Annotated in this window: 17 protein-coding genes and 1 riboswitch; of the genes, 6 read left to right on the forward strand and 11 right to left on the reverse strand. The window is 74.1% G+C overall.

What is annotated here, in order from left to right; all coding sequences use genetic code 11:
- Positions 1-54: 54 nt before the first annotated feature.
- Positions 55-375: a CATRA system-associated protein gene (locus LO762_RS10860; protein WP_230614444.1), complete on the forward strand. Its 321-nt coding sequence runs from the start codon at positions 55-57 to the stop codon at positions 373-375.
- Positions 365-1,864, forward strand: coding sequence for a CATRA conflict system CASPASE/TPR repeat-associated protein (locus tag LO762_RS10865; RefSeq protein ID WP_230614445.1), 1,500 nt, complete (start codon positions 365-367; stop codon positions 1,862-1,864). Before LO762_RS10860 ends, LO762_RS10865 begins: the two co-directional genes overlap by 11 nt.
- On the opposite strand, the gene LO762_RS10870 is transcribed toward LO762_RS10865, so the two are convergent.
- The 4 genes from LO762_RS10870 to LO762_RS10885 form a co-directional block, all read right to left on the reverse strand.
- The gene (locus tag LO762_RS10870) at positions 1,830-6,257 is read right to left on the reverse strand and encodes a CHAT domain-containing protein (RefSeq protein WP_230614446.1); all 4,428 of its coding nucleotides are present in this window, start codon (positions 6,255-6,257) and stop codon (positions 1,830-1,832) included. The genes LO762_RS10865 and LO762_RS10870 overlap by 35 nt on opposite strands.
- Before the next feature lie 100 nt (positions 6,258-6,357).
- Positions 6,358-7,776, reverse strand: coding sequence for an NAD(P)/FAD-dependent oxidoreductase (locus LO762_RS10875; RefSeq protein ID WP_230614447.1), 1,419 nt, complete (start codon positions 7,774-7,776; stop codon positions 6,358-6,360).
- A gap of 25 nt (positions 7,777-7,801) precedes the next feature.
- Entirely contained in the window at positions 7,802-9,586 is a 1,785-nt protein-coding gene (locus LO762_RS10880; RefSeq protein ID WP_230614448.1) for a DUF3556 domain-containing protein, read from the reverse strand.
- A 41-nt stretch (positions 9,587-9,627) separates the two neighbouring features.
- On the reverse strand, positions 9,628-11,073 hold the full coding sequence (locus LO762_RS10885; RefSeq protein ID WP_230614449.1) for a class I adenylate-forming enzyme family protein: 1,446 nt from the start codon (positions 11,071-11,073) through the stop codon (positions 9,628-9,630).
- 151 nt (positions 11,074-11,224) lie between these two features.
- Between LO762_RS10885 and LO762_RS10890 the strand changes: the two genes are divergently transcribed.
- Entirely contained in the window at positions 11,225-12,436 is a 1,212-nt protein-coding gene (locus LO762_RS10890) for a CdaR family transcriptional regulator (protein WP_230614450.1), read from the forward strand.
- Between the two features lie 118 nt (positions 12,437-12,554).
- On the opposite strand, the gene LO762_RS10895 is transcribed toward LO762_RS10890, so the two are convergent.
- The 3 genes from LO762_RS10895 to metE all read right to left on the reverse strand — a co-directional run bounded on the left by LO762_RS10895 (position 12,555) and on the right by metE (position 16,371).
- Positions 12,555-13,151, reverse strand: coding sequence for a superoxide dismutase (locus LO762_RS10895; protein ID WP_230614451.1), 597 nt, complete (start codon positions 13,149-13,151; stop codon positions 12,555-12,557).
- 91 nt (positions 13,152-13,242) lie between these two features.
- Positions 13,243-13,995, reverse strand: coding sequence for a (2Fe-2S)-binding protein (locus LO762_RS10900; RefSeq protein WP_230614452.1), 753 nt, complete (start codon positions 13,993-13,995; stop codon positions 13,243-13,245).
- Between the two features lie 138 nt (positions 13,996-14,133).
- Positions 14,134-16,371, reverse strand: coding sequence for a 5-methyltetrahydropteroyltriglutamate--homocysteine S-methyltransferase (gene metE, locus LO762_RS10905; protein WP_230614453.1), 2,238 nt, complete (start codon positions 16,369-16,371; stop codon positions 14,134-14,136).
- Positions 16,372-16,513: 142 nt separating this feature from the next.
- Positions 16,514-16,694: riboswitch (cobalamin riboswitch) on the reverse strand.
- A gap of 177 nt (positions 16,695-16,871) precedes the next feature.
- Between metE and LO762_RS10910 the strand changes: the two genes are divergently transcribed.
- Positions 16,872-18,521 (forward strand): hypothetical protein, encoded by a 1,650-nt coding sequence (locus tag LO762_RS10910; RefSeq protein WP_230614454.1) that lies wholly within the window; start codon positions 16,872-16,874, stop codon positions 18,519-18,521.
- Between the two features lies 1 nt (position 18,522).
- On the opposite strand, the gene LO762_RS10915 is transcribed toward LO762_RS10910, so the two are convergent.
- Both LO762_RS10915 and LO762_RS10920 read right to left on the reverse strand, forming a co-directional pair.
- The gene (locus tag LO762_RS10915) at positions 18,523-19,710 is read right to left on the reverse strand and encodes an MFS transporter (protein ID WP_230614455.1); all 1,188 of its coding nucleotides are present in this window, start codon (positions 19,708-19,710) and stop codon (positions 18,523-18,525) included.
- Positions 19,711-19,751: 41 nt separating this feature from the next.
- Positions 19,752-20,204, reverse strand: a complete 453-nt coding sequence (locus LO762_RS10920) for a carboxymuconolactone decarboxylase family protein (RefSeq protein WP_230614456.1) — start codon at positions 20,202-20,204, stop codon at positions 19,752-19,754.
- A gap of 46 nt (positions 20,205-20,250) precedes the next feature.
- On the opposite strand from LO762_RS10920, the gene LO762_RS10925 reads away from it, so the two are divergent.
- The gene (locus tag LO762_RS10925; protein WP_230614457.1) at positions 20,251-21,678 is read left to right on the forward strand and encodes a PLP-dependent aminotransferase family protein; all 1,428 of its coding nucleotides are present in this window, start codon (positions 20,251-20,253) and stop codon (positions 21,676-21,678) included.
- 194 nt (positions 21,679-21,872) lie between these two features.
- Here LO762_RS10925 and LO762_RS10930 read toward each other — a convergent pair whose 3' ends face one another.
- Together LO762_RS10930 and LO762_RS10935 are read right to left on the reverse strand one after the other, a co-directional pair.
- Positions 21,873-23,960 (reverse strand): NB-ARC domain-containing protein, encoded by a 2,088-nt coding sequence (locus LO762_RS10930; RefSeq protein ID WP_230614458.1) that lies wholly within the window; start codon positions 23,958-23,960, stop codon positions 21,873-21,875.
- Positions 23,961-24,236: 276 nt separating this feature from the next.
- Positions 24,237-26,291, reverse strand: coding sequence for a tetratricopeptide repeat protein (locus LO762_RS10935; protein WP_230614459.1), 2,055 nt, complete (start codon positions 26,289-26,291; stop codon positions 24,237-24,239).
- 107 nt (positions 26,292-26,398) lie between these two features.
- Here LO762_RS10935 and LO762_RS10940 point away from each other — a divergent pair, with 107 nt between their 5' ends.
- Positions 26,399-26,716 (forward strand): hypothetical protein, encoded by a 318-nt coding sequence (locus LO762_RS10940; RefSeq protein ID WP_230614460.1) that lies wholly within the window; start codon positions 26,399-26,401, stop codon positions 26,714-26,716.
- Positions 26,717-26,773 lie beyond the last annotated feature (57 nt).

The raw sequence follows: 26,773 nt of genomic DNA on the forward strand, positions 1-26,773 counted from the left end.
CCGACAATCCCTTTTCACCCGATGTGACACGGGCCCGCCGCATAGAATCGCGGCGTGGGCCACGGGGTGACGGCGGAGCAGCGCGAGCGTGTCCTGTTCTTCCTGCCCGACATCGCCGACTGGCCGCTGCCGGAAGCGTCCTGGGAGCGCGTGAACGGGCTCCTCGCGGCGCTGGAGGACGCCGCGCTGTCCGACGACGGCGCGGAGTTCGGCAGGCTCACCCGCGCGCTGGAGGCCGTCTCGCCGCCCCGCGCGCACGCCCGGGTGTCCGAGCAGCGGGCCGAGCCGCCCGCGCCGGTGCGCGAACGGCTGAACCGGCTGCGGGAGATCCTCGCGGGCGCGCCGGAGGAGGAGCCGGGAGACGATGCTGGGTGACCCTTCGCTCGTCGTCCACCTGTGCGCCGTCGCGCGCGCCGCGTCCCACCCCCCGCTGCGCGCCGCGTGGACGGCGCTGCGCGACGCCCACGGCCTGACCGAGGTCGCCGGTTCCCTCACCGCCCTCGACGCGGGCGCCTCCGGCCTCGTCGTCGCCGCCGAGAGCGCGGACGGCTCCGTGCAGAGCGTCCTGCGCCGCCGCCACGACCTCCTGTACTGGTCGGTCGCCCTCCCCGCCGCGCAGGGCTGGGACGCCGCCGACCGCGCCTGGCACGCCCTCACCCACCCCCAGGAACCCTTTGACGGCCCGGACGAACCCGTCGGAGGACGGGAAGCCGCTCCGGCGTGGGCGGTGGGCGAGAGCCGGGTGTTCGTCGCGCATGCGGGAGACACCGACGATCCCGGGCTGACAGCCGCCGTCCGCCAGCAGCTCCCCGGCCCCGCCGAGGAGGTGGCCGTCAGCGCGTGGGAAACCCCCGACCTCCTGGTGTGCGAGGCCCCCGGACCCGACGACCGCTCCCTACGCCGGATCGCCGTCGTCGCCGGGCCGCCGGGACAGGGCGCGCAGGCCGACGCGTGGCTGTGGAGCGACAGCCGGGACGTGCCGCCGCCCCTCGCCCGCCACCTCGCGCACGCCGCCAAGGTCAGGCACCAGATCCGGGTGCACGCGGCGGCCGGGCCCGCCCCCGACGCCGGGGCCGCCGCCGACCGGGCGCTGGCCGACGCGTCCGGCGCGGGCCTGGACGCGCTCGTGGACGCGCGGGAGGCGCTGCTGGCCCGCCTCACCGGCCTGGACGGGCTGAACCGGCGGCTCCTCGGGCTCCGGGAGATGGGCAGGACCGTCGCGATCGCCGCCGCCAACCTGGAGTCCGCCGCGGGAGGCAGGACCGGCCCCTTCGCCGACGACCTCGCACTCGCCCGCTGGTTCGGCGACGTCATCGCCGACGAGACCGCCTACCTCGACCTGGACCGCGAACGGGTCAGGGACACCCTCGACCTCCTCACCGCCCGGTTCGACGCCGCCCTCCAGCGGGACAGGCAGCGCCTGGACACGGCGGAGGAGGCCCGGCGGCGGCGCGGCGAGCGCGTCACGCTGCTCCAGACAGCGCTCGTAGGCGCGGCGCTGATGGTGCTCGCCGCCGTGCAGGCGTTCGAGTACCGGGTGGACTTCCTGCCCGCCTCGACCATGCCCGCCGTCATCGCCCTCCTCGGCGCGCTCTCCCTCAGCCTGGCGACGCTCGTCCTCGCCGTCTCCTCGGCGGGCGCCGGATACGAACTCCTCGTCCGCTTCTTCGGCGGCCTCGCCACCGCCTCGGCCGGATGGGTCGCCCTCGACCTCCTCTACCAGGCCGCCGCCGACCGGGCAGCCCCCGCACCCGTCATCTGGGCCGTGATGGTGCTCCTCCTGCCCGTCGGCTGGGCGACCGTCCGGTGGCTCGCCTCGGAACACGGCCTCAGGCTCCGACGTGCAGATACGCCGCCCACGTGAACGGATTCCCCGGATCCTCCTCCCGCGCCTTCAACACCGCCTCCCGAAGCGCGTAAGCCGCCCGCGCCGTCTCCGGCGGCCGTGTGCCTCCGTGGGTGAGGTCGCGGTAGAAGGCGATCGCCAGGAGGGCGGCGGGCACGTCCGCGACGGGCCACAGCGTCCCCACCACCTGCCGGTACCCGGCCGTGAGGAACCCGCCGGTGATGTGCAGGGACTCGTCCACCTCGCCCCGGACGGGATCGGTGCTGCTGCACGCGGACAGGAACGCCAGGTCCGCGTGCAGCCGCAGCCGGGCGAGCGCCTCGACCGTCAGCGGCTCGGCGAGGTGGTCGTGCAGCAGCAGCCGGGACGGCCCGCTGAGGTCGTCGCCCACCCCGTGGCAGGCGAAGTGGCCGACGGGGTGCCGCGCGACCTCCGCGAGCACCGCCGCCCGCGTCGCCTCCGCGCCCCGCAGGCACCGCGCGTCCGGCACGAGCCGAGAGATCGCCTCCGCCTCCCGCGCGACCCCGCGCAGCGGCGCGGCTCCGGGCGTCTCCGGCTGCGCCACCACGAGGACGCCGGGCGCGGCCACGGGCTCCCGCCCCAGGACCTCGCCCAGCATCCGGAGCGTCGGAACGGCGGACGACACGGCGCGGTCGAGCGCGCTCCGCCGGGCGTCGCCCGGATGCCCGGCCGCGTGCAGCGGCAGATACGCCACGTTCCCGACGGGGCACCACCGCACCCGGCGCGGGCCAGGCCCGGCGGGCGGCCGCGCGTCGAGGGCGTCCAGGACGGGCCCGACGGCGGCGTCCCACGTCCAGCGCAGCCGGTCCGCCAGCGCCTCCGCCGACCGCGACCAGACCGCCGCCCGCAGCGCGTTCGCCTCGGCCTCGACGGCCTCCCCCGTGAGCGCGGGCAGCGGGAGCGTCTCGACCCCCTCCCGCGAGACGACGAGGGCGTGTCCGCCGTCGTCGCCCGCGACGAGCATGACGACGGGGACGTCGTCCAGGAGCGCGATGAGCCGGGCGAACGACGGGGGCCGCAGGAAGTCCGCGAAGCCCGGCGCCGCCCGGACCCGGCCCAGCAGTTCCGCCCACGCGTCCCTCAGCTCCGCCCGTTCGCGCCGCGCCCGCTCGCCGGGCGCCTGGGCCGTCCCGTCGGCCGCCGGGCCCGCGGCGAGCGGCTCAGCGCTGTCCAGGAGGCGCGTGCGGACGCGCAGCGCCCGGTACGCGGCGGCGGCCTCGGGCAGCCGCTCGTCCAGCGCCGCGAGGTCCTCGCGCAGGTCGTGCCCGTCGGCGAGCAGCACCCCCCGGGTCCGCTCCAGCAGCTCCACCGCGCGCCGCGGATCGCCCGCGCGCAGCGCCGCCCGCGCGGCGCGCGCGCCGAGCCCCGACAGGTGCCTGAGCCGCATCCTGCGGTCGGTCCAGCCCATCGCCAGCGGGGCGAGCGACGACAGCAGGTCGGCCGCCTCCCCGTAGGCGCGGACCGCCGCGTCCGGGTCGGGTCCCGCGGCGGCGACGTCAGCGAACCCGCACGCGGCGGTGAACCGGGACACGGGGTCGGCGTCCGGGTCCGCGCCGACCGCCGCGAACAGGGCGCGGGCCTCCGGCAGCGCGCCCGGACGCCCGGTCCGCCCGTGGACCAGGACGAGGACGCCGCCGAGCAACGCCAGGTAGCTGGTCCGGTGCTCCCCCGCGTCCGGCGCGTCGGCCAGCGCGCGGCGGGCGCTGTCCTCGGCGGCCAGCAGGGGCGCGGTCTCGCCGGTCCGCTCGGCGAGCCGGAGGCGGGTTGCGCAGAGGTTGGCGAAGAGGGGTCCGGTCAGGGCGGGGTCGGTGCCCGGCGACCCGGTGACGGCGACCAACAGGCGCTCGGCCTCCACGAGCGGGGCGGGATCGCCGTACAGCTCAGCCTGCCGGGTGAGCAGCACGGCGAGCGCGTTGTTCACGGCGGGGCGCCGGAAGTCGCCGTCGGGGACGCGGCCGAGGGCCCAGCGCGCCGCGCCGATCGCGCTTGCCAGGAGCGCGGCGTCGCGGTGCCGCTCGAACAGCGCGTAGTGCAGATGGCAGAAGGTGCTGAGGATGTTCGGGGCGTGCTGCGCGTCCTCGGTCAGGGTCCGCATGACCTCCGCCGTCAACTCCTGCGCCTCGGCGAGCGCGAAGCCGTCCTCCTCGTGGTCGTGGCGGGTGAGCAGGCCGGTCGCGAGGTTCATCAGGTAGAACGCGCGGTCCACGTGCCCGTCAGGGGTGCGCGCCACCGCGTGCCGCAGCTGCTCGACCGCCTCGTCGAGCCGTGCGGCGTCGCCGGTCCTGACATGGGCGAGGCGCAGCAGGCTGCTGAGGTTGTTGCGGGCGCGCGCGCTGTCGGGCGCGGCGGCGACGGCCGCACGCGCCACCGCGAGCGCCTCGGTGAGCGACTCCTCTTTGAAGTCGCGCACACAGGCCGCGTGCAGGACGTAGGCGAGGCTCGCCAGGGCCTCCGGGACCGACTCCGGGTGCGCCGCCCCGCTCACCGCGACGGCCTCCCGCGCGAGTGTGACGGCCTCGTCCAGGAAGGCGTCCCGGCCCGTCGCCTCGAACAGCGCGCAGAGCACCTGCCCCCTGAGGTCCGGAAGGCGCGCCGCGTACTTCCAGTCCGACTCCACCGCCTCGGACGCGCGGCGCAGGACCGCGGCGGCCTCCACGAGCCCGTCCGCCGAGCCCTCGGCGACGGCGCAGTGGAAGAGGACGTCTCCGGCGACCAGCAGCCGGTAGGCGCGGGTCTGCGGGTCCAGCCCCGGAGCGTCCGGCTTGTACCGCTCGCCCTCCAGCGCGCTCCTCGCCTCGCCGATCAGCGCGCGCTCACCCGTCGCCACGTGCAGGTCGCGCAGGCACATCGCCAGAAGGAGGACGGCGTTGGCGTCCGGCCGCTCCCCCTCGGCGTGCGGCCGGAGCAGGGCCGCGCAGTCCGCCAGGACGGACGGGTCGGTGCGGCCGCCGGGCGCGATCGCCAGCCCGGCGACCATCCTGCCGGTCTCCAGCGCCTCGGGCCCGCCCGGGTCCAGGCCGTCCAGGACGGGGCGCAGCAGCGGCGCGGCGAGCTCCACGATCCGCCGCCGGGCGCGGAAGAGGTACGCCTCGTGGAGGAGGACGACGGCGTAGCGCAGCTCCCCGGGGTCGCCAGCGGCGGCCAGGTCGAGCGCCCGCCGGATCCAACGGCCGATCGCGGACTCTCCTCGCGGGGTGGGCGACCGCGCGTACTCGAAGAACGCGACACCGCGCGCGAGCACGTCCCAGTCGCCCTCCTCGTCGCCGTCCGGCAGCCCGTCGAGCAGCTCCGCCGCCTCCCTGACCAGATCCTCGTCCGCCGCGTCGCCGTCCGCGCGGAACAGCCGGACCAGCCGGGCGGCGAGCCCGGCCCGCCAGCGCGGCGTGGCGGCGGCCCGCTCGGGGTGCGCGGCGATCAGCCCGCGCAGGGCCGCCACCACACGTGCGGTCCAGACGGGCTCGCTCGTCTCCTCGTGCATCACCTCGCAGCCCAGGACGACCCTGAGCCTCGCCTCGACGGCGTCGTCCTCGTCCAGCGGGCCCGGCAGCGCCGCGGCGAGCCGGACCACCGCCGGGCCGAGCCGCACGGTGTCCCGCTCCAGCACGTGCAGCTTCACCGCGATGAAAGCCGTCCACACCGCCACGAACGAGCGCGGGGTCTCGGCGGCGTCGAAGCGCGCGAGCAACGCGTCCGCCTCCGCCGTGGCCCGCAGCGCCGCCCGGTACCGCGCGGGGTCGGCGCTCCGCTCGCCGTCGCCGTGCAGGAGGCGCGACAGGTCGAGCAGCGTGTTCACCCGTGACTCCGCCTCGACCGGACGGACGGGGACGTCCGCCGGGCCGGGCGTCCGCAGCCAGATGAGCGCCAGGAGCCGCAGGGCGTCCTCCCGCAGGGGTTCGGGGACCCCGCCCGCCGCCAGCCGCAGGAGGGCGGCACCGAGCCGGTCGAGCAGCTCCACGTCCTCGATCTCGTGGATCTCGTCCAGCGCCTTGTCCCGCGCGGCGGCGGGGTCGCGGTCGTGCGCGCCGACGAAGAACAGGATGTCGAACAGCCAGGTGAGGTCGTCCGGGAGTTCGTCGGTGTGGCGCAGCACCGGAAGCAGGCACGTGATCGCGGCGTCGAGGTCCGCGCGGTCCGTGCCGGGGCCCGCGCTCTGCCGGGCGAGGTGGTAGCGGGCGACCAGGATCCGGGTCTCCGGCGTCTCCCGGCGCCGCGCCGCGCGGGCCACCAGGACGGCGTCGTCGGACAGCAGCGGCCGCGCGTCGCCCGTGCGCGCCCAGTGCGCCAGGACCTCCCCGAGTTCCCCGTTCCCGCGCCGCGCCAGCCTCCGGTCGACGGCCACGGGCAGCCAGGCCAGCAGCAGGGTCGTGACGAGCACCGCCGTCAACAGCATGCGTCCAGCAAAGCACCCGGAAGCCCGGCGTCACCGCTGACCACCGGAAACGACCTGACCCGGACACCCTTTCTGCGGCACAGGACACATGCGCCCGGTTTCAGGCGCGGGAGAGGTGGTGGAGGGCTCGGGTCGCGGCGTGGCTGCCGCACATGCCGTGGGCGCCGGGGCCCGGAGGGGTCGCGGCGGAGCAGAGGTAGTGGCCGGGGAGTCCGGTGTCGTAGGGGTGGAGGGTGGGACGCGGGCCGAAGACCAGTTGGGGGAGGTTCTTCGCGCCGGTCATGATGTTGCCGCCGACGTAGTTGGGGTTGTGGTCGGCGAAGCCCTCCGGGGTGCGCACGGTGTGGCCGTAGACGCGGTCACGGAAGCCGGGGGCGTAGCGTTCGATCTGGCTGATGATGGCCTCGGTGGCGTCGCCCGTGTAGCCGTGGGGGACGTGCGCGTAGGTCCAGACGGGGTGGATGTCCCCCACCGAGCGGGACGGGTCGGCGAGGTACTGCTGGCCGACGAGGACGAACGGCCGGTCCGGCATACGTCCGGCGTACACGGCCCGCTCCCCGGCGGCGATCTCCGCGAACGTGCCGCCCAGGTGGACGGTTCCCGCGCGCCGGGCCGCCTCCGACGTCCAGGGCACCCCCTCCGCGACGGCGAAGTCCACCTTGAAGGCGGCGGGCCCGTACTTGAACCTCCGGTAGGCCCGGGAGACGCGTCGAGGCAGCCGGTCGCCCAGGAGGTCGGCCACGGCCGTCGGAGCCAGGTCGTACAGGGTGACGTCCGAGGACGGCAGGTCGGAAACGGAACGGACGTGCGCGCCCGTCTCGATCCGGCCCCCCAGGTCGAGCAGGAGCGCGCCGAGCGCGTCGGCGATCCGCTGCGAGCCGCCCTCGGCGACGGCCCAGCCGTGCCGGTGGCCCGCGGTGAGGATGCCGAGGCCGATGCTGGAGCTGAGCGGGCGCTCCAACGGGTGGAACGCGTGCGCCGCCACTCCCCCGAACAGCGCGCGCGCCTCCTCCGTCCGGAAGAGACGGGCGAGGAGGGCCGCCGGGGCCAGCGCGGGAAGGCCGAACCGGGCAAGGCGCAGCGGGTGCTTCGGGACGCGCAGGAGAGGGCCCAGGATGTCCTCGCTGAGCGCGTCATAGCCTTGCGACGGCCCGGAGAACAGCGCCTTCCAGCGTGCTCCGTCCGGCCCGAGCCCGGCGGCCGTCTCCTCGACGGACCTGTACAGCGCCCCGGCCGTCCCGCCTTCGAGGGGATGCGCGCAGTCCACCTCCGGCAGCCTCCAGCGCAGCCCGTACTTGTCCAGGCCCAGACGGCGGAGGAAGGACGAGCCGACGGCCATCGGGTGGATCGCCGAGCAGTGGTCGTGCAGCAGTCCCGGCACGATCGCCTCGCCGCTCCTGGTGCCGCCGCCGATCCGGTCGGCGGCCTCCAGCACGGTGACGCGCACCCCGGCCTCAGCGAGCGCCACGGCGGCCGCCAGCCCGTTCGGGCCCGCGCCCACCACGGTGGCTGTGCTCATCCCTCCTCCTTTCGTCGTGGCGTCGTCAGCGGGTCTCGGCGGCGACGGCGCCGTGTTCCGCCGTCCAGGTGACGTCGAGCGGGATCGGCCCGTTCGGCAGCCACGGCTGCTCGCGCACCGCGTCGGCCACCTTCCAGGTGCCGCGCTCGATGACGCCAAGCGCCGCGTCGATCACCTGGTAGTGCTGCACGCTCCGGTGCACCGGCTGTGACTCCACCCAGACGATGATCCACTCTCCGGGCGCGAATCCGACGCGCGCCTGGACGGCGGCGATGAAGTCGGGTCCGTGCAGGTGCCCGTCGCCGAAGTTGAACCCGAGGATCGAGTTCGTGCCGAACTCCGACTCGCGGACGGTGCGCTGGTCGAGGTCGGGCAGGTTCTTCAGCAGCACGGACAGCAGCCCGCGGCCCTGGCTGTGCATCGACCGCCACGCGACGGGCTGCTGCATGGTGATCTCGGCGACGGCGGGCGGGTAGCCCATCGCCTGGAGCTGGTCGACCTGGTTCACGGTCGGCCGGGGCCTCAGCGTGTTCAGCTTGGCCTCGGCGCCCGGCGCGAACGCCCACGTCGCCGACGCCCAGTTGCCCGCGTACTGCCGCATGGACGGCAGGAACGACACGAGGTCGGGCCGCAGGTTGCCGAGCACGGGGAAGAACAGGAGGGCGGCGGCTATCCCCAGCGTCAGCCAGGGCGAGGACATGTCTCCGACGCCGTAGCCGTCCCACGCGGGGAACCCGGCGAACAGGAACACCGCGAGATAGGCGAACAGGACGTTCCACTCCAACGGGACGGCGAGCGGGAACGTGGACAGGATGAACAGGTGGAAGACCACCATCAGCCCGACCGCGGCGAGCGTCAGTGTCCGGTTCGTCGAGAACAGCAGCACGAGCGGCGTGATGATCTCGACGGTGGTGCCGCCGACGTGCGCGAGGAACGACGCGACGCGCGAGGGCCGCAGGTCGCGCGGGAAGTCGCGGTAGTGCAGCCGCTTCACCCACCGGCTCGGGACGCTCGGGCTGTTCGACACCATCGGCGGGATGACGTTGGTGAAGTGCCTGCCGAACTTGGAGAAGCCCGCGCCGATCCAGACGACGACGATGAGCAGCTTGGCCGCGACGATCATGTCGGTGAACGGAAGCACGGCGAAGAAGACGAGCGCGGGCAGGTACTGCTCCCCACGCGCCGCCAGGAAGATCGTCTTGTCGCGCAGGCCGAGCAGGATCCACAGGGCGATCGGTGCGATCAGGAGCGCGGGACGGACAAGGCCGCCTTCGGCGTCCGGTAGCACCTCACTGAGGGACGTGCTGGAGACGCCGGGCAGGACGATCCCCGCAAGGAGGCTCGCCAAGAACGCGACGTACAGGCCGACGTCGGCGAGCGTGCGGCTGTCGCCGTTCGTGAACGGCACCCTCCGCCACGGGCGTAGGCGGATCGTGCCGGGCCGGGCCCAGAACAGGAGGCCGCCCGTCATCGGCTTGAACTTGCCCGCGAGCGGCCCCCACGAGCCGCCGATGCCGACCGCCTCGACGAGCACCGTCCACAGGATGAGCTTCTGGTAGACGACGGGCGCGTCCCACCAGGAGGCGACGTCCCAGAAGGGGCCGACGCCGGAGGTCCAGGTCGCCAGGGCGGGGCCGCCGACGACGTAGAAGAGCAGGAGTTTGGCGATGTAGATGGTGTGGATCATCTTCGGAGAGCCGAAGCCGTACTCGACCCAGTGCAGGGCGAGGATCCTGAGCCGGTCGCGGAGGGGTCGGGAGAGGAACTCGTCGGGGTCGACGGGAGGGAAGTCGCCCTGGGTGAAGCCCATGCGTCGCCTGCTTTCGCGGGTGGGGGGACGGGGGGTGTGGGTCAGGGGCGGGCGGCGAGCGTCCGCAGGGTCGGCTTGTCGATCTTTCCGACCGGGTTTCTCGGGAGTGCGTCGGTGAGGGTCAGCGCCACGGGCACCTTGATCCGGGCGAGGTATACCCGGCAGTGCGCCAGCAATTCTCCGGGCGTCACCTTCTCCCCCGGCAGCAGGACGACGTAAGCGACGGGCACCTCTCCCATGACGGGATCGGGCGCGCCGACGACCGCCGCCTCCAGCACCGAGGGGTGCGCGTGCAGGACGTTCTCGATCTCCTTGGGGTAGAGGTTCTCGCCGCCCCTGATGATCATGTCCTTGATGCGGTCGACCAGGACGAGGTAGCCGTCCTCGTCGAAGCGGCCGATGTCGCCGGTGCGCAGCCAGCCGTCCACGAGGGTCGCGGCCGTCGCCTCGGGCCGGTTGAGGTAGCCGCGCATGATGTTGGGGCCCTTGATGACGACCTCGCCCGGTGAGCCGTCCTGGACGAGGCGGCCCTCGGCGTCCCTGACGGCGACCGTCTGGCCGGGCAGCGGAAGCCCGACGGTGCCGGGCTTGCGGAGGCCGCCCGGCGGGTTGAGCGTGGACGCGCAGGTGCCCTCGGACAGCCCGTAGCCCTCGATCACCGGGACGCCGAAGCGCTCCTCGAACCTTGCGATGAGCCCGGCGGGCATGGGAGCCGCGCCGCAGATCACCCGGCGCAGGGACGAGGCATCCGGGACGACCTCGGGCGGCAGCGACACGAGCATCGCGTAGATGGCGGGAACGCCTGAGAAGTACGTGGGCCGGACCCGTTCCACGGTGTCGAAGAACGTCGCCGCCTGGAAGCGTCCCGCGATCGTCGCCCTACCGCCCGCCAGGAGCGGCGACAGAACGCTGACGGTGATCCCGTTGACGTGGAACAGGGGCAGCACGAGCAGGCTGTGGTCGTCAGGGCCGAGGTTGATCCCCTGGACGATCATGTCGCACATCGCGGCGACGTTGGCGTGGTCGAGCATCACGCCCTTGGGCTTTCCCGTGGTGCCGCTCGTGTAGATGATGAGGGCGAGGCCGTCGGACGGCTCCGGGGACACGTCGGCGGGGTCGCCCTGCGCGAGTTCGTCCACGGCGAGGGTGCCGAGCGGGTGGCCTGCCTCCTCGGTGATCACGGCCTTCGCGGCGGCGTCCTCGATCTGGTAGCGGGCCTCGCCCTCGGTGAGGGCCGGGTTGACCGGCGTGACGGTCGCGCCCAGCCGCCACGCGGCGAACATCGCGACGACGAGGTCGAGCCGGTTCGGCAGGACGAGCGCGACGATGTCGCCGGAACCGACTCCGCGCGACCGCAGGACGGCCGCAGCGGCCCGCACCCGGTCGCGGAAGGCTCGGTTGTCCAACCGTGCGGTGTCGTCGGCGAGGCAGGGGCCTGAGGGGTCGCGCGCGGCCCTGGCGTCGGGCAGTTCGGCGAGGTGGGGCATGGGATCCCTCCCGGAACGGCGTGATCGGGGTCACACACGAACGTAGGCAGGGCGTTCCCGGCGTGCCATGGGCTCGCGTCCCAGGGTGGCGCCGCCGACTTGTACCGGCGTCACAAAGTCACGGCGTCCAGCGACCGGGTACTGTCCGGACATGTCCGACAGCGTGGAGTCGACGGTGCGGGTCGTGGCGCGCCGTATCGAGGCCGACCTGTCCGTGCTCACGACCGAGATGACGGCGATGTTCGTGGAGACCATCCCGGAGTTCCGCCACGACGACGCGGTACGGCAGATCATGGTGGCCAGCACCGCTTCCAACCTGACGGCTATCGTCGACCTGCTCGCGCTGGGCATCTCCCTCGACGACATCACGGTGCCCCCGGCCGCCGCCGAGTACGCGCGGCGGTTCGCCCAGCACGACCTGCCCGTGGAGGGCCTGCTCCGCGCCTACCACCTCGGGGAGCACATGCTCCTCCAGTGGGCGATGTACATCCTCGCCGACCTGCGCCTGCCGACCGGCGACACGCTGGCGGCGGTGAGCCGGATCGCGATGGCCACCAACGGCTACATCGACCGCGTCACCGAGGCGCTGATCGCCATCTACGAGAGCGAGCGCAACCAGTGGGACACCCGCTCGGACGCCGCCCGCGCCGCCCGCGTCCGCGCCGTCCTCACCGGCGACGGCCTCGACCTGGCGGCGGCGGAGCAGATGCTCGGCGTCCCGCTGCGGGGCTGGCACCTGGCCGCGATCCTGTGGATCGCCCCCGGCACGCCCGAGCCCGCCGAAGGCGCGCTGCGCACCGGCGTCTCCCTGCTGGCCACCGCGACGCGCCGCACCCCGTTCGTCACCTCCGCCGACGAACAGACCCTGTGGGCGTGGGTCTCCTCCACCGCCCGGCCTTCCGTGGACCTCGCCTCGCTCGCGGAGGAACTCCGTACCCGTCCCGCCCTACGCGTCGCGCTGGGCGAACCCGCTTCCGGCCTCGACGGGTTCCGCAGGACCTTCCACGACGCCCAGCAGACCCGTACGGTCGCCGTCCACGGCACCGCCCAGCTGACCCGCTACTCGGACGTCTCCCTTGCCGCGCTGGTAGCCGACGACTCTTCTGAAGCCCTCGCCTGGGCCCGCCGCACCCTGGGCGACCTGGCTTCCCCCGACCCCGCGATGACCCGCCTACGCGAGACCGTCCGCGTCTTCCTCGACGCCCGGGGCTCCTACACCGACGCGGCCGCCCGCCTCCACGTCCACAAGAACACCATCCACTACCGCATCCGCAAGGCCGAGCAGATCCTCGGCCACCCCCTCACCCAGCACCGCCTCCCCACCGAGGCCGCCCTCCACCTCCACCAACACCTCACCCCCTGACGTCGGGAGGTGGCCGACGTCAGGGGGCGGGAGAGGGTGCGGCGCCGGGGGAGGTCTCGTCAGGGTGCAAGATCCGATCCGACCCGCCCGGGTCCGGCGCCGCGGTCTTCGGGGCGGGTCAGCCGCGCGCGCCGTCGAAGCGCCGGGTCACGTCGGTCCAGTTGACGAGGTCCCACAGCTTGGCGACGTAGTCGGGGCGGACGTTCTTGTACTGGAGGTAGTAGGCGTGCTCCCAGGCGTCGAAGACAAGGAGCGGGGTGGAGCCGATACCGACGTTGCCGTGGTGGTCGTACACCTGGGTCACGATCAGCTTGCGGCCCACCGGCTCCCACGCCAGGACGCCCCAGCCGGAGCCCTGGACGGTCTGCGTGGCCAGCGTGAGCTGCTTCTGGAAGCCCTCGAAGGAGCCGAACTGGTCGTCGATCGCAGCCGCCAGCTCGCCCTCGGGACGATCCCCGCCGTCGGGAGACAGGTTGTCCCAGAAGATCGAGTGCAGGATGTGGCCGGACAGGTTGAAGGCGAGGGTCTTCTCCAACCCGACCAGGCCCCCGAACTGCTCCTTGGCGCGGGCCTCCTCCAACTGCTCCAGCGTGTCGTTCGCCCCCTTGACGTAAGCGGCGTGGTGCTTGTCGTGGTGCAGCTCCAGGATTTCGCCCGTGATCGCGGGCTCCAGAGCGGCGTAGTCGTAAGGCAGGTCTGGGAGTGCGTACGTCATGCACCCCACTATTGCGAACTACTTGCAACTACTGCAACTCACAAGAACAACTGAAGAGCAATAACTGCGCAGCGGGTGACGACAGTGCGGGTCAAGGGTTCTCCTTCGCCACGCGCCCGGCTCGGGCGCGCCGGGTCCTGGACGGGGTGAGCAGCACGCAGTCCCCGCACTTGCCCGCGTGCGGGACGCGGTAGTACAGGCAGCAGGTCGTCCGCCGGAACGCGGGCCCCGGCTCGAAGTCGCCGGTACCGCGCAGCTCCCCGAGGTCGAGGAGCGCCTCGCCCAGGGCGAGGGCGTCGTCGGCGCGCTCAGGGCGGGCGCGGGCCAGCGCGCGCACGGCACCGCCCAGGGCCGACGCCGCGTTCCCCCACAGGAGGCGCCGGGGCAGCTTCACCTGGCCTCGCACGAGATCGTTCAACGGTTCGACGAGCGCGGAAACCGCCTCGTACAGAGGGACGGCCGCGGAGACGACGTCAGGCAGCGGGCGCCCTACCGGGGTGCGTAGCCGCAGCGGAAGCGGCCCGCCCAGGGCGTCCTTCCACTCCAGCGCGTCGGCGGTCCACTCCAGCAGCACCCCGTGCCCGGCCGCCGCGCCGACCACCGGCGACCACAGCCGCGCCGCGACGCCCAGGTGCAGGATCGACGCGGCGACCCTGGGCTCGTCGGTGCCTATCCGCTCGGCCGCCACCGCCACCCGCGCGGCCCACGCCGCACCGTCGCCGAACAGCGCCGAGAGCGGCCGCCACGGGCCCGGCGGGGCGTCGTCGGTGTAAAGGTGGAAATAGCCGCTCACGTCGGCGAGGTCGGCGAGCAGCGGGGCCAGCCGGTCGGAGTCCATCGTCATGCCTCCACGATGACGCCTGGGCCGGACGCGCGCTCACGGACGCACCCGGCGGGCGCGTGACGGGAGGGCGGGCCGCCCAGCAGGAGGCCCGCCCTGTCGGGGGATGAGAGGGCCGCCCACGAGGGACGGCCCTCCGGGTCAGTTCAGCGCGGCGCGGACGCGGCGGGCCGCCTCCACGAGGTTGCGCAGCGACGCCTCCGTCTCCGGGTAGGCGCGGGTCTTCAGGCCGCAGTCGGGGTTCACCCACAGCAGGGCCGGATCGACGGCCTGCAGGGCGCGGCGCAGGTTCTCCTCCACCTCCGTGACGTCCGGGACGCGCGGAGAGTGGATGTCGTAGACGCCGGGGCCGATCCCGTTGACGTAGCCCGCGTCGCGCAGGTCCGCGATGAACTCCATCCGGGAACGGGCCGCCTCCACGCTCGTGACGTCGGCGTCCAGGTCGGCGATGGCGCCGAGGATCGCGCCGAACTCCGAGTAGCACATGTGCGTGTGGATCTGCGTGCCGTCGGCCGCGCCCGAGGTCGCCAGCCGGAACGCGCCCACCGCCCACTCCAGATAGGCGGCGTGGTCGGTCGCGCGCAGCGGAAGCAACTCGCGCAAGGCGGGCTCGTCCACCTGGATGACGCGGATGCCCGCCTCCTCCAGGTCGCGGATCTCGTCGCGCAGGGCGAGCGCCACCTGGCGGGCCGTCTCGGCGAGCGGCTGGTCGTCGCGGACGAACGACCACGCCAGCATCGTCACCGGGCCGGTCAGCATGCCCTTCACCGGCCGGTCCGTGAGCGACTGCGCGTACTGCGCCCACGCCACCGTCATCGGGCGCGGCCGGGAGACGTCGCCGTGCAGGATCGGCGGGCGCACGCACCGCGTCCCGTACGACTGGACCCAGCCGTGCCCGGTCGCCGCGTACCCGTCGAGCCGCTCGGCGAAGTACTGGACCATGTCGTTGCGCTCGGCCTCGCCGTGGACGAGGACGTCGATCCCGATCTCCTCCTGGAGTTCGATGACGCGCGCTATCTCCTCCTTCATGGCCTGCTCGTAGGCGGCGTCGTCCAGGCGGCCCGCCTTGTGCTCGGCGCGGGCGCGGCGGATGGCGTCGGTCTGCGGGAACGACCCGATGGTCGTCGTGGGCAGCACGGGCAGGCCGAGCGCCGCACGCTGGGCCCGGACGCGGGCCTCCCGATCGCTGCGGCGCGCGTCCGTCAGCTCGGCCAGCCGCGCGCGCACGTCCGTGTCCGCAGGCGGGGTGCTCAGGGGTGCGGGGAGTGGATCCTCCTCCTTGAGCGCTTTGCCGATCGCCACCACCTCGGCGACCTTCTGCCGGGCGAAGGCGAGCCGGTCCCTCACGTTCCCGGGCAGGTCATGCTCGGCGGCGAGGTCCACCGGGACGTGCAGGAGCGAGCACGACGTGCTCAGCTCGACCCGCCCGGCCAGGCCCAGCAGGACGGCGTAGGCGGCCTTGGCGCGGCGCACGTCGGCCCGCCAGACGTTGCGGCCGTCCACCACGCCCGCGACGACCGTCCGGTCGCGAAGGCCGCCGGTGGAGGCGAGGACGTCGAGGTTGCCCGTCCCGGCGACCAGGTCGAGACCGAAGCCCTCCACGCGGGTGGAAGCCAGCGCCTTCAGGGCGTCGGCGTCCACCGCGCCGAAGTAGGTGGCGACGAGCAGCCGGGGACGGCTCGGCAGCCCCGCGAGCCGGTGGTAGGCGCGCTCCACCGCCTCGACGGCGGCGGGCGGAAGATCACCGACCAGGGACGGCTCGTCCAGCTGCACCCACTGGGCGCCCGCCCCCGCCAGCCGCTCCAGCAGCTCCGCGTACACCTCGACGAGGCCGTCCAGGAGGTCGAGCGGCGCGAACCCGGCGGGAGCGTCGGCGGCCGCCTTGGACAGCAGCAGGTACGTGACCGGCCCAATGAGCACCGGACGCGTCTCGATACCCAGGGCCTTGGCCTCCAGGTACTCCGCGACGGGCTTGGCACGCGCCCCGTCCGCGAGCCGGAACCGCGTCGTGGGCGCCAGCTCGGGCACGAGGTAGTGGTAGTTCGTGTCGAACCACTTCGTCATCTCCAGGGCGGGCACGTCCTGCACGCCCCTGGCCATGGCGAAGTAGCGGTCGAGCCCACTGAGGGCCCGGTAGCGGTCCGGGACCGCGTCGACCATGACGGTGGTGTCGAGCACCTGGTCGTAGTAGGAGAACGTGTTGGACGGGACCGCGTCCAAGCCCGCGTCACGCAGCTCGGCCCACATACCGGCGCGCAGCCCGGCGGCGGTCTTCTCCAGGGCGTCGGCGCCGATCCGGCCCGCCCAGTAGTCCTCGACCGCGAACTTCAGTTCACGGCGCGCACCGATCCGGGGATACCCGAGGATCGTCGTTCGCATGGCAGCTTCCCTCGCTCAGCCATAACGGCGACCACGGGGAGCTCACGCGGATGCGCGCGGCGACGGACTACCCCTCCCGCGAGCGTCCCCTGACCCTCCCACGGGGTCGCGGACCACACGCGCGCCGGTCGGCGCGCGGGCGGAGGGCAGGTCTTCGGACTCGTGGGCCCGGCACTCGCGCGCCACCTACCGGCCGTCGCTTCCCAGGCCCTTCGGCCCAGTGCTTCATGACGGCTTTCGTTCCCACTCACCGCTGCGGGGCAGTCCCGGACTCACACCGGGTTCCCTCTCACGTCACCCGACCGGCCGCCGGGTGAACCTTCCGCACCCCCAGCCTAGCCCGTCCACCCCGCGCCGGGGAGTGGCGTGTTCGATGGGCCCCGGGCCGGGGTGGGGGTGCCGGGGAGGGTCGGTTAAGCTCGGGCGGCGGCGCCACGGCGATGCGCCGGGCGAGATGTCGGACCCGGGTGGGGAGACGGGACGGCTTGAGGAGACCTGTGGTGAGGCACGGGCGGAGGGCGCCGCGCCGCTGGTCCCGTGAGTGGTTCGAGCGGTGGCGGTCGGCGCCGGTGTCGCGGGTCGTGCTCGCGCTCGCCCGGACGACGACCTCGGCCATCAGGCTCCTGGACGTCCTCCCCGTCTTCGAGGGCACCGACGTGCTCGTGGTCTTCGCGTTCGACGGCGACTCGGCCTTCTCCGGCGGCGCCGAAGCCGTCGTGCGGGCCGCGGGATGGCCCGTGGTGCCCTGGCGCGAACTGCGCCACCTCGACCACGACCTCGTGCTCACCGCGAGCGAGAACACCGATCTGAGGCCCGCGCGGGCGCCCGTGGTGGTCCTGCCGCACGGAATCGGGTTCCACAAGCTCGTCCCGGACTCCGGCTCGGCCGGGCACCGGATCTCCGGGCTCGTCCCGGGCCGGATCCTCGGGCGGCGCGAGGTGTCCCTCGTCGTCTCGCACGCCGCCCAGCGCGACCAGGTGGCGGCGCTCGACGAGCGGATGGGCGCGCGGTGCGTCGTCACCGGCGACCCGACGCTCGACCGGCTCGCGGCCAGCCTGCCCTACCGGGGACGCTACCGGGCCCGGCTCGGCGTGGGACGTGAGCAGCGGCTCGTCACCGTGACGTCCACCTGGGCGCCCGACGGGGTGTACGGGGCCAACGGAGCCCTGTACCGACGGCTCCTGGCGGAGCTCCCCGCTGACGAGTACCGGGTCGCGGCAGTCCTGCACCCGAACATCCCCACCTTCGAGGGCCCCGCGCGCTTCGCCCAACTGCACGGCGACGCGCTGGACTCCGGGCTCATCCAGGTGCCGCAGGACGAAGGCTGGCACGGCGCCGTCGTCGCGTCCGACCTCGTCGTCGGGGACCACGGGTCGGTCGGGCTGTACGCGGTCGGCCTCGGCATCCCGTTCGTCCTGGGCTCGCGCGGACGGTCCGTGGTGCCCGGCACGCCGCCCGACGACCTCGCGCGGCTCGCGCCCCGGCTCCGTCCCGACCTCGGGTTGCGGGCCCAGGTCGAGGAGGCGATCGACGACCACAAGCCCGACGCGCACAGGCTTCTCGCCGAGCGGATGTTCGCGTTCCGGGGCGAGGCCGCCGACCGTCTCCGCGCCCACCTCCTCGACCTGCTCGGGCTGCCCGTCCCTGAACGTCCGGCCCTGCGCCACCGCGTGCCCGACCCGCACGCCACCGTCCGGGGCCCGTTCTCCCACCGCGTCCACTCCCGGAGGACGGGCCCTCGCGCGGTCGAGCTCGTCCGCTATCCGCTTCCGGCGGCCTGGACGCGCCGTGACCCGCCACCCGGCTATCTGGACCACGCCTGCTGGTCGGAGGACGACCCCGGCCTACCGCCCGCCGACGGCAACTTCTCCGTCGCGGTCCGCACCCACCCGTCGTCCCGGCCCGACGTCGAGGCCTGGATGGGCGACCGCTTCCTCTCCGGCGCCGTGGTGGCCGCCGCCCCCACCCCCGAAGGCTGCCTCGTCGCCACCCGCTCCGGCACCCTCCTCCACACCCCGCTCCCCCACCCGGAGCCGTCCCTCCTGGCCTCCGCCGTCTACACCCTCCTCCGCGCGAACACCCCCCTCCCCGGAGCCCTGACCGTCCACACCGGCCCGCACACGCACACCACCACCCTGTGCCCGCCGTGACTCAGCCACGGGCCGGGGCGGGGGTCCGGAGGGCCATGAGGAGGGCCGTGAGGGTCAGGAGGGCGCCCGCCCACAGGACGGACGACGGGCCTGGGCCGTCCACCGCGAACCCGCCCAGCAGGGCGCCCAGCGCGATCGAGAGGTTGAAGACGGACACGTAGAGGGAACTCGCCGCCTCGGGGGCGTCGGGCGCGGCCCGCAGCGTCCATGTCTGGAGGGTGACGGGGACCGCGCCGTAGCCGAGCCCCCACAGGACGAGGAGGGCGGCGGCCGTCCAGGGCGTCGTGTCCACCAGTGCGACGGCGGCCATCGCGGCGGTCAGCACCACCGCGATCCCGGCGACCGTCGCGCGGAGCCGCCCGGCCACCAGGGCGCCCGCGACGAAGTTGCCGCAGATCCCGGCGGCGCCGAAGACGAGCAGCAGCACCCCGACGAGCCCGCCGTCCACCCCGTCGTCCTGGAGCACCGGCCGCAGGAACGTGTACGCGGTGAAGTGCCCGGTGATGACGAGCGCCGCGAGGACCAGCCCCGCGCGGACGGCGCCACCGCCGCGCACCACCCGTGGCAGATCACCCAGCCTGAGGACGCGCAGCGGCGGCACCGCAGGCATGAGCAGGACCATGCACACGAGCGAGATCAGGCCAAGGACGCCGACCGCAGCGAAGGCCATCCGCCAGCCGCCGTGGTCGCCGAGGAGCGTGCCGAGCGGGACGCCCAGCACCGACGCCGTCTCGACCCCGCCGAAGATGAGCGCGGTGGCCCTGGCGACGTGGTGCGGAGGCACCAGCCGTAGCGCGATGCCCCCGGCCAGCGACCAGAACCCGCCGACGCCGACGCCGATGAGGAAGCGGGCGGCGAGCACCACCGCGAAGTCCGTCGCGGCGGCGGAGACGAGGTTGGCCGCGCCGACGACGCCGACGAGCACCGCGAGCACGAGCCTGCGGTCGAACCGGCCCGTCGCCACCGTGACGAGCGGGGCCGAGACGGCGGCGACGAGACCGGGCACCGTCACCATGAGGCCCGCCGTGCCGGGTGAGACGCCCAGGTCGCCGCCGACCGGCGTGAGCAGGCCGACGGGCAGGAGTTCGGACGTCATGAGGGCGAAGATGCCGAGGGTCACCGCCAGGACCGCGAGCCACCCGCGCGTGGGCGCGTGCTCGGGGGCCCGCTGCGCGGGGAGCGCGGTCACGGGTAAGTCCCTGCCTTTCTTTCGGTGGATCAGGCGGCGCGTCAGAGGGTGCCGGGGGTCTTGCGGGTCGTCGTGTTCATCCGGTTCCACGTGTTGACGGTGAAGATGAGCGCGATGAGCTGGGCCAGTTCCTTCTCCGCGAACTCCTCGGCGGCCTCCTCCCACACGGCGTCCGGTACACCCTCGGGCAGCCGGGTGACGGCCTCGGTGAGGGCGAGCGCGGCCCGCTCCCTGACCGTGTACAGGCTGGACTCCTCCCACGCGCTCAGCTGGTAGATCCGCCCCTCGGTCTCACCCGCCTTGCGCACCGCCGTCGTGTGGTAGTCGATGCAGTAGGCGCATCGGTTGATCTGGGACGCCCTGATCTGCACCAGCTCGACCAGCACCGGGTCGAGGCCCTCGCGTGCCGCCGCGTCCAGCGCGAGCACCGCCTTGAACACCTTGGGGGCGACCTCGCCGAAATTCATCCGCTCAGGGATCCGCATCGCTGTCATGCCTCCAACCTAGGAGGCGGGTTGACCCCGGATAGGGTGCATTTCCATGGAAGATCCTTGGGTCACTTCGCCTGCGCCGGAGGCCGCGCGGACGGGCGGCGCCGGGGCCGACCTGCATCTTGAGCTGGCCGGACCCGGCGGCGTCCGGGTACGGCTGATGCGGGCGCTGCGGGAGGCGGTCAGGTCCGGACGGCTCGCGCCGGGGACACGGCTGCCGTCGTACCGGGTGCTCGCCGCCGACCTGGGGGTCGCGCGGAACACCGTCGCGGAGGCGTACGCGGAACTGGTGGCGGAGGGCTGGCTGACGGCCCGTCAGGGGTCGGGCACCCGGGTGGCGTCCAGGGCCGAGCCTCTTCCCCTGGCGCGGCGCAGCCCCGCGCCGCGCTCACGGAAGCCCGTTCACGACCTCGCGCCGAGCTCGCCCGACGCGGCGGCGTTCCCGCGCGCGGCGTGGCTGGCGTCGGCGCGGCGGGCCCTCGCCGTCGCGCCGAGCGAGGCGTTCGGGGTGGGCGACCCGCGCGGCCGGCCGGAGCTGCGCGAGGCGCTCGCGGAGTATCTGACGCGGGCGCGCGGGGTGCGCGCCGACGCCGAGCGGATCGTGGTCTGTCCGGGCTTCGCGAACGCGGTGCGGATCCTCGGCCCGCTCCTTCCCGGCACGGTCGCGGTCGAGTCCTACGGGCTGCCGTTCCACCGGGAGCTGATAGCCGCGTCCGGCGCCGCGACCGCCCCGCTGGTCGTCGACGAGCACGGCGCGCGGGTCGCCGACCTGCCCGCGACCGGGGCGGGCGCGGTGCTGCTCACGCCGGCGCACCAGTACCCGATGGGCGGCCCACTGGAGGCCGGGCGGCGCGCCGCCGTCGTGGACTGGGCGCGCACGACCGGCGGAACGGTCCTGGAGGACGACTACGACGGCGAGTTCCGCTACGACAGGCAGCCTGTCGGCGCCGTCCAGGGGCTCGACCCCGACCGCGTCGTCTATCTGGGGTCGGCGAGCAAGGGCCTGTCGCCCGCGCTGCGGCTCGGCTGGATGGTGCTGCCCGACCGGCTCGTGGACGACGTGCTCGCGGTGAAGGGCGCGCGGGAGTCCTGGTCGGGCGTGACGGACCAGCTCGTCCTCGCCGACTTCATCGCGCGCGGCGCCTATGACCGGCATCTGCGCCGGATGCGCGGCATCTACCGGCGCCGCCGCGACCGCCTCGTCGAGACGCTCGCCGCCCACGCCCCGCACATCACCGTCCGGGGTATCGCGGCGGGCCTGCACGCCGTCCTCGACCTGCCGCCGGGCACCGAACCCAGCACCCTCGCCGCCGCCCGCCGCCTCTCCCTGGCCGTCGACGGCCTGACCCCCTACCGCCACCCCAACAGCCCCATGCCACCCCTCGACGGCCTGGTCGTCGGCTACGGCACCCCCGCCGAACACGCCTTCCCCACCGCCCTCAACACCCTCCTCGCCACCCTCCCCCCACCCCCATAACACAAAGCCACCGCCCGCCCTACGCCATCCGCCTCCCCGCAGCCCCGGCGCCCACCTCCACACCAACACCCCCACCCGTGCCTCCTGACCTCCACCCTCTACGCCTTCCTCCGCACCACCACCCCTCTCCCGGCCCCTCACCATCCAAGCCGGTCCACGGCCTTACGCCGTCACGTTTCGCACCTGCTGGGCGGCTATCCCCGGCCTGCGCGGTTCCGTCCCGGCCTGGGTGCTTCGAGGAGAGCGCTCAGCTCCCGCGCGCGCGGGTGGCCCTCGTCCGCGTAGACCTTGAGGGCGGCCCGCAGATGGGCCTCCGCGTCCGCGCCGTCACGGGCGAGGGCGGCGAGCAGTTCCCGTGCCTCTGCCTCGTAGTGGGTGCCGCCCAGCTCCATCAGGGCGGCGTCCAGCAGCGCCGCAGCCTCCCGCCGCTCCCCGAGGCGCAGGAGCAGGCGGGCGAGCGCGATGAGCGCCCGCGCCGCCATCCGGTCGTCGCCCAGCGCGCGGAACCCCGCGAGCGCCTCCTCCACCTGGCTCCGCGCCTCGCCCGGCCGTCCGAGCGACACCAGCGGATCCGCCCCGAACAGCAGCGCCAGCGCCCGGCCCCGCCGCTCCCCCGCGCGCTCGTTGAGCTCCCGCGACGTGCCGAACGCGGCGAGCGCCGCGGCGGGGTCGCGCTCCCGCAGGACCCGGCCGCGGTGCTCCCAGACGGACGCGGCGAGCGCCAGGTCGCGCGGGGCGCGCCCGACCTGGTCCGCGTCGGCGGCCGCGAGCGCCGCCGCCCGCTCCGTCTCCGCCCACGCCAGGTCGGGTTCGCCCCGCGTCATGAAGACGCGCGACGCCGCCAGCCGCAACCTGGCCTCCGCCCGCCGCGCGCCCGTCGCCCGCGCCGCCGCCAACCCCAGCTCACACACGGTCGCCCATTCGGCCAGGTACCTGTGGTTCAGGTAGAACGCGACGAGCGCCTCGGCGAGCTGCCAGACCTCGGTGTGCAGGCCGACACCCTGCGCCGCGCGCATCAGCGCGGGCAGGTTCGCCCGCTCGGCCCGCAGCCACGCCACCGCCTCCCGGCGATCCGCGAACGGGTCGACGGCCCCGGTGAGCAGCTCCGCGTGCGAGGCGGCGCGCTGGCGCTCCCCCATCAGCCGGCGGTCCGCGAACGCCGCCTTCCGCACGTCGTGGCGCACCGCGCGGGCCAGCGCCGCCCGGCGCTCCTCCGGCGCGTCCCCGGCGGCGAGCCCTGCCGCGTGCACCCTGACCAGCCCGGAGAACGCGAACCGTCCGCCCGGCTCCCGCCGGAGCAGATGCGCGTCCGCGAGTACTCCGAGCGCCCTCCTGGCCTCCGTCATGGACGTGTCCGCCAGGGCCGCCACCCTGTCGGCGGTGAAATGCGGGCCGGGAAGCAGCGTAAGCAGCCGGTAGAGGCGGCGCGCTCCGGGATCGAGCCGCCGGTACACGACGGTGAACGACGCGGACACTCCCGTGCCCCGGCTCGGGCTGAGCGCGCGCAGTCTCCGCCGCTCGTCCTCCATCTGCGCCGCGAACTCCACGATGGACGTCTCGTGCAGGTCCCTGACCTGGCTTCCGAGCAGTCTGAGCGCGTGCGGATGCCCCTCGCAGAAGCGGACCAGATGGGCCGCCTCCCGATGGGGGTCGCCCGCGACCTTCGCGAACAGGAGCCCGCTGTGCTCCGGATCGAGCTCCCGCAGCTCCAGATGCTCCGCGCCGTCGAGCTGGAGGCCCCTGAGCGAGCGCGAGGCGGTCACGAGGACGACGCTCCCCGGAGCGTTCGGGGCCAGTTCACGGATGTGTAGCGCCTCGGACACCCCGTCGAGCAGCACAAGGCACGGGTCTTCCGAAGTCATGCTGCGGTACAGGTCGCGCCTTCCCTCGACGTCCTCAGGCTGGTGCCTGTCGGCCACGCCCAGGCGTTCCAGGAGCGCGCCCAGCATGGAGAACAGGCCGGGCTCGCCACGCTCGTGGGCTGCCCCGCGAACCATGAGGCTGCCTCCGGGGAACCGTCCCTGTTCCATCTTGGCGAGCGCGCGGGCCAGGAGTGTCTTGCCGATGCCCGGCGGTCCCGTGATCACCAGGGTGCGGATGCCGACGGCGGCCTCTGCGCAGCGCTCGCGCAGCCAGCGCAGCGGGTCGTCCCTGTCGGTGAAATCCCAGGGCGGGATCGGGATCCCCCTGGGGACGGGCCACGGTCTCCGGCCCGCGTGCACCCCGCCGTGCACGTGCTGGGCCTGGACGACGATCTTCGCCTCACCGGAAAAGCGGTTCACTCTCGCCCCAAGCGCGCGATCGACACCGGCATACGCCGCCAAACAATCGCTTTTACGGTACAGGTGGGTGACTCGTGGCCTCCATCCCCTTTTTCGGGATTGCGGAAATGGCGGCATTTCCGGCGATAATTCATGGGGGAATCGGTCGGCGAAAAAATGGCGCGGGACGGGTTTGCGGAGCTCCGGCGCGGGCATGCAGAGCGGCACATGGCGGCGGTGTGCCGCCCGGTGTTCGAGTGTTGTGGCGGGTGGTGTCGGATGTTTCGGCGTTGGATTTCAGGCGGGATTCGGGCGGTTCGTGAGGTCGTCCGCGCGCGGGTCGCCTTCGCGGAGGTAGATCTCGGCGGCGCGCTGGAGGTGGGCGCGGGCGGCGGCCGGGTCGTCGGTGAGCGCGGCGAGGAGCTCGCGGGCTTCGGCCTCGTAGTGGGTGTCGGCGAGTTCGGTGAGCGCGGTCTCCAGCAGGGGACGGGCCTCGCCGCCGCCGTCGGAGGTGGAAAGGAGACGCGCCAGCGAGATCAGGGCGCGGGCCGCCATGCGCGAGTCGTCGAGGGCGCGGAAGCGGGCCAGCGCGTCCTCGAGCTGGGCCCTGGCCTCGGCGTCCCGGCCCAGGGCGGCCCGGGTCTCGGCCTGGAAGTAGAGGGTGAGCGCGACGCCGCGGTGTTCGCCGGCCCGCTCGTTGAGGGCGCGGGCGCGGTCGTAGGCGCGGAGCGCGGCCTCCGGGTCGCGGGCGTCGAGGACACGGGCGCGGTGCTCCCAGACGGACGCCGCGAGCACGAGGTCGGCGGTGGGGCGTCCGTCGAGGTCGGCGTCGGCGTCCGCGATGGCGGCGGCCCGCTCCAGCTCCGCCCAGGCACGGCGCGCGTCGCGCAGGCCCATGTGCGCGCGGGAGGCGCCGATGCGCAGCCGCGCCTCAGCGCGCGGCTCACCCGCCGCGAGCGCGGCGGCGGCGCCCAGCTCACCCACGACCACCCAGTCGGTGAGGTAGCGGTAGTTCAGATAGAAGGCGACGAGGGCTTCGGCGAGCTGCCACGTCTCGGTGTGGAAACCGGCGTCATGCGCGGCGCGGACCACGACGGGCAGGTTGCCGCGCTCGGCCTGGAACCAGGCGCGGGCGGCGTCCTTGCCACCGAACGGGTCGGGGACGTCGGCGAGCAGCACCGCGTGGTCGGCGATCCGGGAGCGGGCGCCCATCACCGTCCGGTCCGCGTGCGCCGCCCACCGCAGGTAGTGGCCGACGACCTGGGCGAGCGCCGCCTCGCGCTGCTCGGCCGGGTCGGCCTCCGCGAGTTCGCGCGCGTGCGCCTTCACCAGGCCGTGGAACCTGAACCTCCCGCCGGACGCGCGCTGCACCAGGTGGACGTCCGAGAGCACGCCGAGCATGGCGCGCGCCTCCGCCAGCAGCGCGCCGGAGACGGCGGCGGCGGTGTCCACCGTGAAGTCCACGGTCGGCAGGAGGGCGAGCCTCCGGTAGAGGTGTCGGGTGGGGGCGGGCAGGCGGTCGTAAGAGACGGTGAACTGCGCGGACACTCTTCGTCCTCCCAGGGAGAGCGCGTGCAGGCGGCGCCGTTCGTCGGCGAGTTCCCTGCCGAGATCGGCGACGGTCAGGTCGTGCAGGCCGCGGACGCGTCCGGCGAGCACGAGGATCGCCAGCGGATGCCCGCCGCAGTAGCCGACGAGGTCGGCGGCGTCGCCGTCACCGGCGGTCATCGTGAACAGGTCGCGGCTGTTGCCCTCGTCGAGCTCGCGGAGCTCGTGGAACTCCGCGCCGTCGAGGAACAGTTCGCTGAGGTCGGCCGAGGCCGTCACCAGGACGACGCTGCCCGGCGCGTTCGGCACCAGCGGCCGGACCTGCGCGGCCTCCGTCGCGCCGTCCACCAGGACGAGGAAAGGCGCGTCGGCCGTCCTGCTGCGGAACAGCTTCACCTTGTCGGCGAGCGTGGCGGGCTGGCGCTCGGCGGCGACGCCCAGCGCGCTCAGGCACGAGCCGACCATCGCGGTGACGTCGACAAGCCCGTCGTCGGTGGGGTGGTCGGTGCAGGCCGCGAGAAGCTGGCCGCCGGTGAAGTGGTCGCGGTGATGTTCGGCGAACCTGCGCGCGAGCGTGCTCTTGCCCACGCCGGGCAGGCCGGTGAGGACGAGGATGCGGGTCGGGCCGGTCGCGTCGGCGCACTGCTGGAGCAGCCACTCCAGCGCCTGCTCGCGGTCGACGAACGCGCTGGTCACCGCCTGGATCTCGCGGGGCACCGGGCGGGCCGGGCCGCGGAGGACGAAGTCCCCATGCAGGGCGCCGATCTGCACGACGTTCTCGGCGTCACCGGTGAACTCGTTCACACCGCCCCCGCATCCAAGATCAAAGGCCGACGGCACCGACGTTACACCGCTTCCGGTCGTCGGCGTTCCATGATGAACTCGAGATTCCCGACCCCGGAGGAAGATCCATGGATCCGATCACGCTGGCCATCGCGGGCGCCGTCGCCACCGGCATGGCGGCGGGCGCGGGCGAGTCCGCGGGCACCGCGCTGGCCACACTCGTCGGCCGGATACGCGAGCGCTTCAGCGGCCGCCCCGCCGCCCTGGAAACCGAGGAAAGCACCGCGGCCGCCCTCGACGCGGAGTTCACCGCCGACCCCGAGTTCCGCAGCGCCTGCGCCGACCTGTGGCGCGAAGCCTCCGGCGACGTCACCAACACCTTCACCGGCCAGGCCCGCACCGTCATCCAAGCCCGCGACATCCACGGCGGCCTCACCATCAACTGACCGTTCAGAGAACCTCAGTGATTCTCTTTCCTGTTTCACTGGCACCCGCCTTGGCTA

Origin of the sequence: Actinocorallia sp. API 0066, assembly GCF_020991275.1 — a bacterium.
In the GTDB taxonomy this organism is placed as follows: Bacteria; Actinomycetota; Actinomycetes; order Streptosporangiales; family Streptosporangiaceae; genus Actinocorallia.

What these genes read in the sequence shown, in the direction of transcription:
- metE (WP_230614453.1), bottom strand. Translation starts at nt 16,371, where the DNA reads ATGCGAACGACGATCCTCGGGTATCCCCGGATCGGTGCGCGCCGTGAA.
- LO762_RS10940 (WP_230614460.1), top strand. Translation starts at nt 26,399, where the DNA reads ATGGATCCGATCACGCTGGCCATCGCGGGCGCCGTCGCCACCGGCATG.
- LO762_RS10890 (WP_230614450.1), top strand. Translation starts at nt 11,225, where the DNA reads ATGTCCGACAGCGTGGAGTCGACGGTGCGGGTCGTGGCGCGCCGTATC.
- LO762_RS10885 (WP_230614449.1), bottom strand. Translation starts at nt 11,073, where the DNA reads ATGCCCCACCTCGCCGAACTGCCCGACGCCAGGGCCGCGCGCGACCCC.
- LO762_RS10865 (WP_230614445.1), top strand. Translation starts at nt 365, where the DNA reads ATGCTGGGTGACCCTTCGCTCGTCGTCCACCTGTGCGCCGTCGCGCGC.
- LO762_RS10880 (WP_230614448.1), bottom strand. Translation starts at nt 9,586, where the DNA reads ATGGGCTTCACCCAGGGCGACTTCCCTCCCGTCGACCCCGACGAGTTC.
- LO762_RS10925 (WP_230614457.1), top strand. Translation starts at nt 20,251, where the DNA reads ATGGAAGATCCTTGGGTCACTTCGCCTGCGCCGGAGGCCGCGCGGACG.
- LO762_RS10875 (WP_230614447.1), bottom strand. Translation starts at nt 7,776, where the DNA reads ATGAGCACAGCCACCGTGGTGGGCGCGGGCCCGAACGGGCTGGCGGCC.
- LO762_RS10920 (WP_230614456.1), bottom strand. Translation starts at nt 20,204, where the DNA reads ATGACAGCGATGCGGATCCCTGAGCGGATGAATTTCGGCGAGGTCGCC.
- LO762_RS10900 (WP_230614452.1), bottom strand. Translation starts at nt 13,995, where the DNA reads ATGACGATGGACTCCGACCGGCTGGCCCCGCTGCTCGCCGACCTCGCC.
- LO762_RS10895 (WP_230614451.1), bottom strand. Translation starts at nt 13,151, where the DNA reads ATGACGTACGCACTCCCAGACCTGCCTTACGACTACGCCGCTCTGGAG.
- LO762_RS10870 (WP_230614446.1), bottom strand. Translation starts at nt 6,257, where the DNA reads ATGCTGTTGACGGCGGTGCTCGTCACGACCCTGCTGCTGGCCTGGCTG.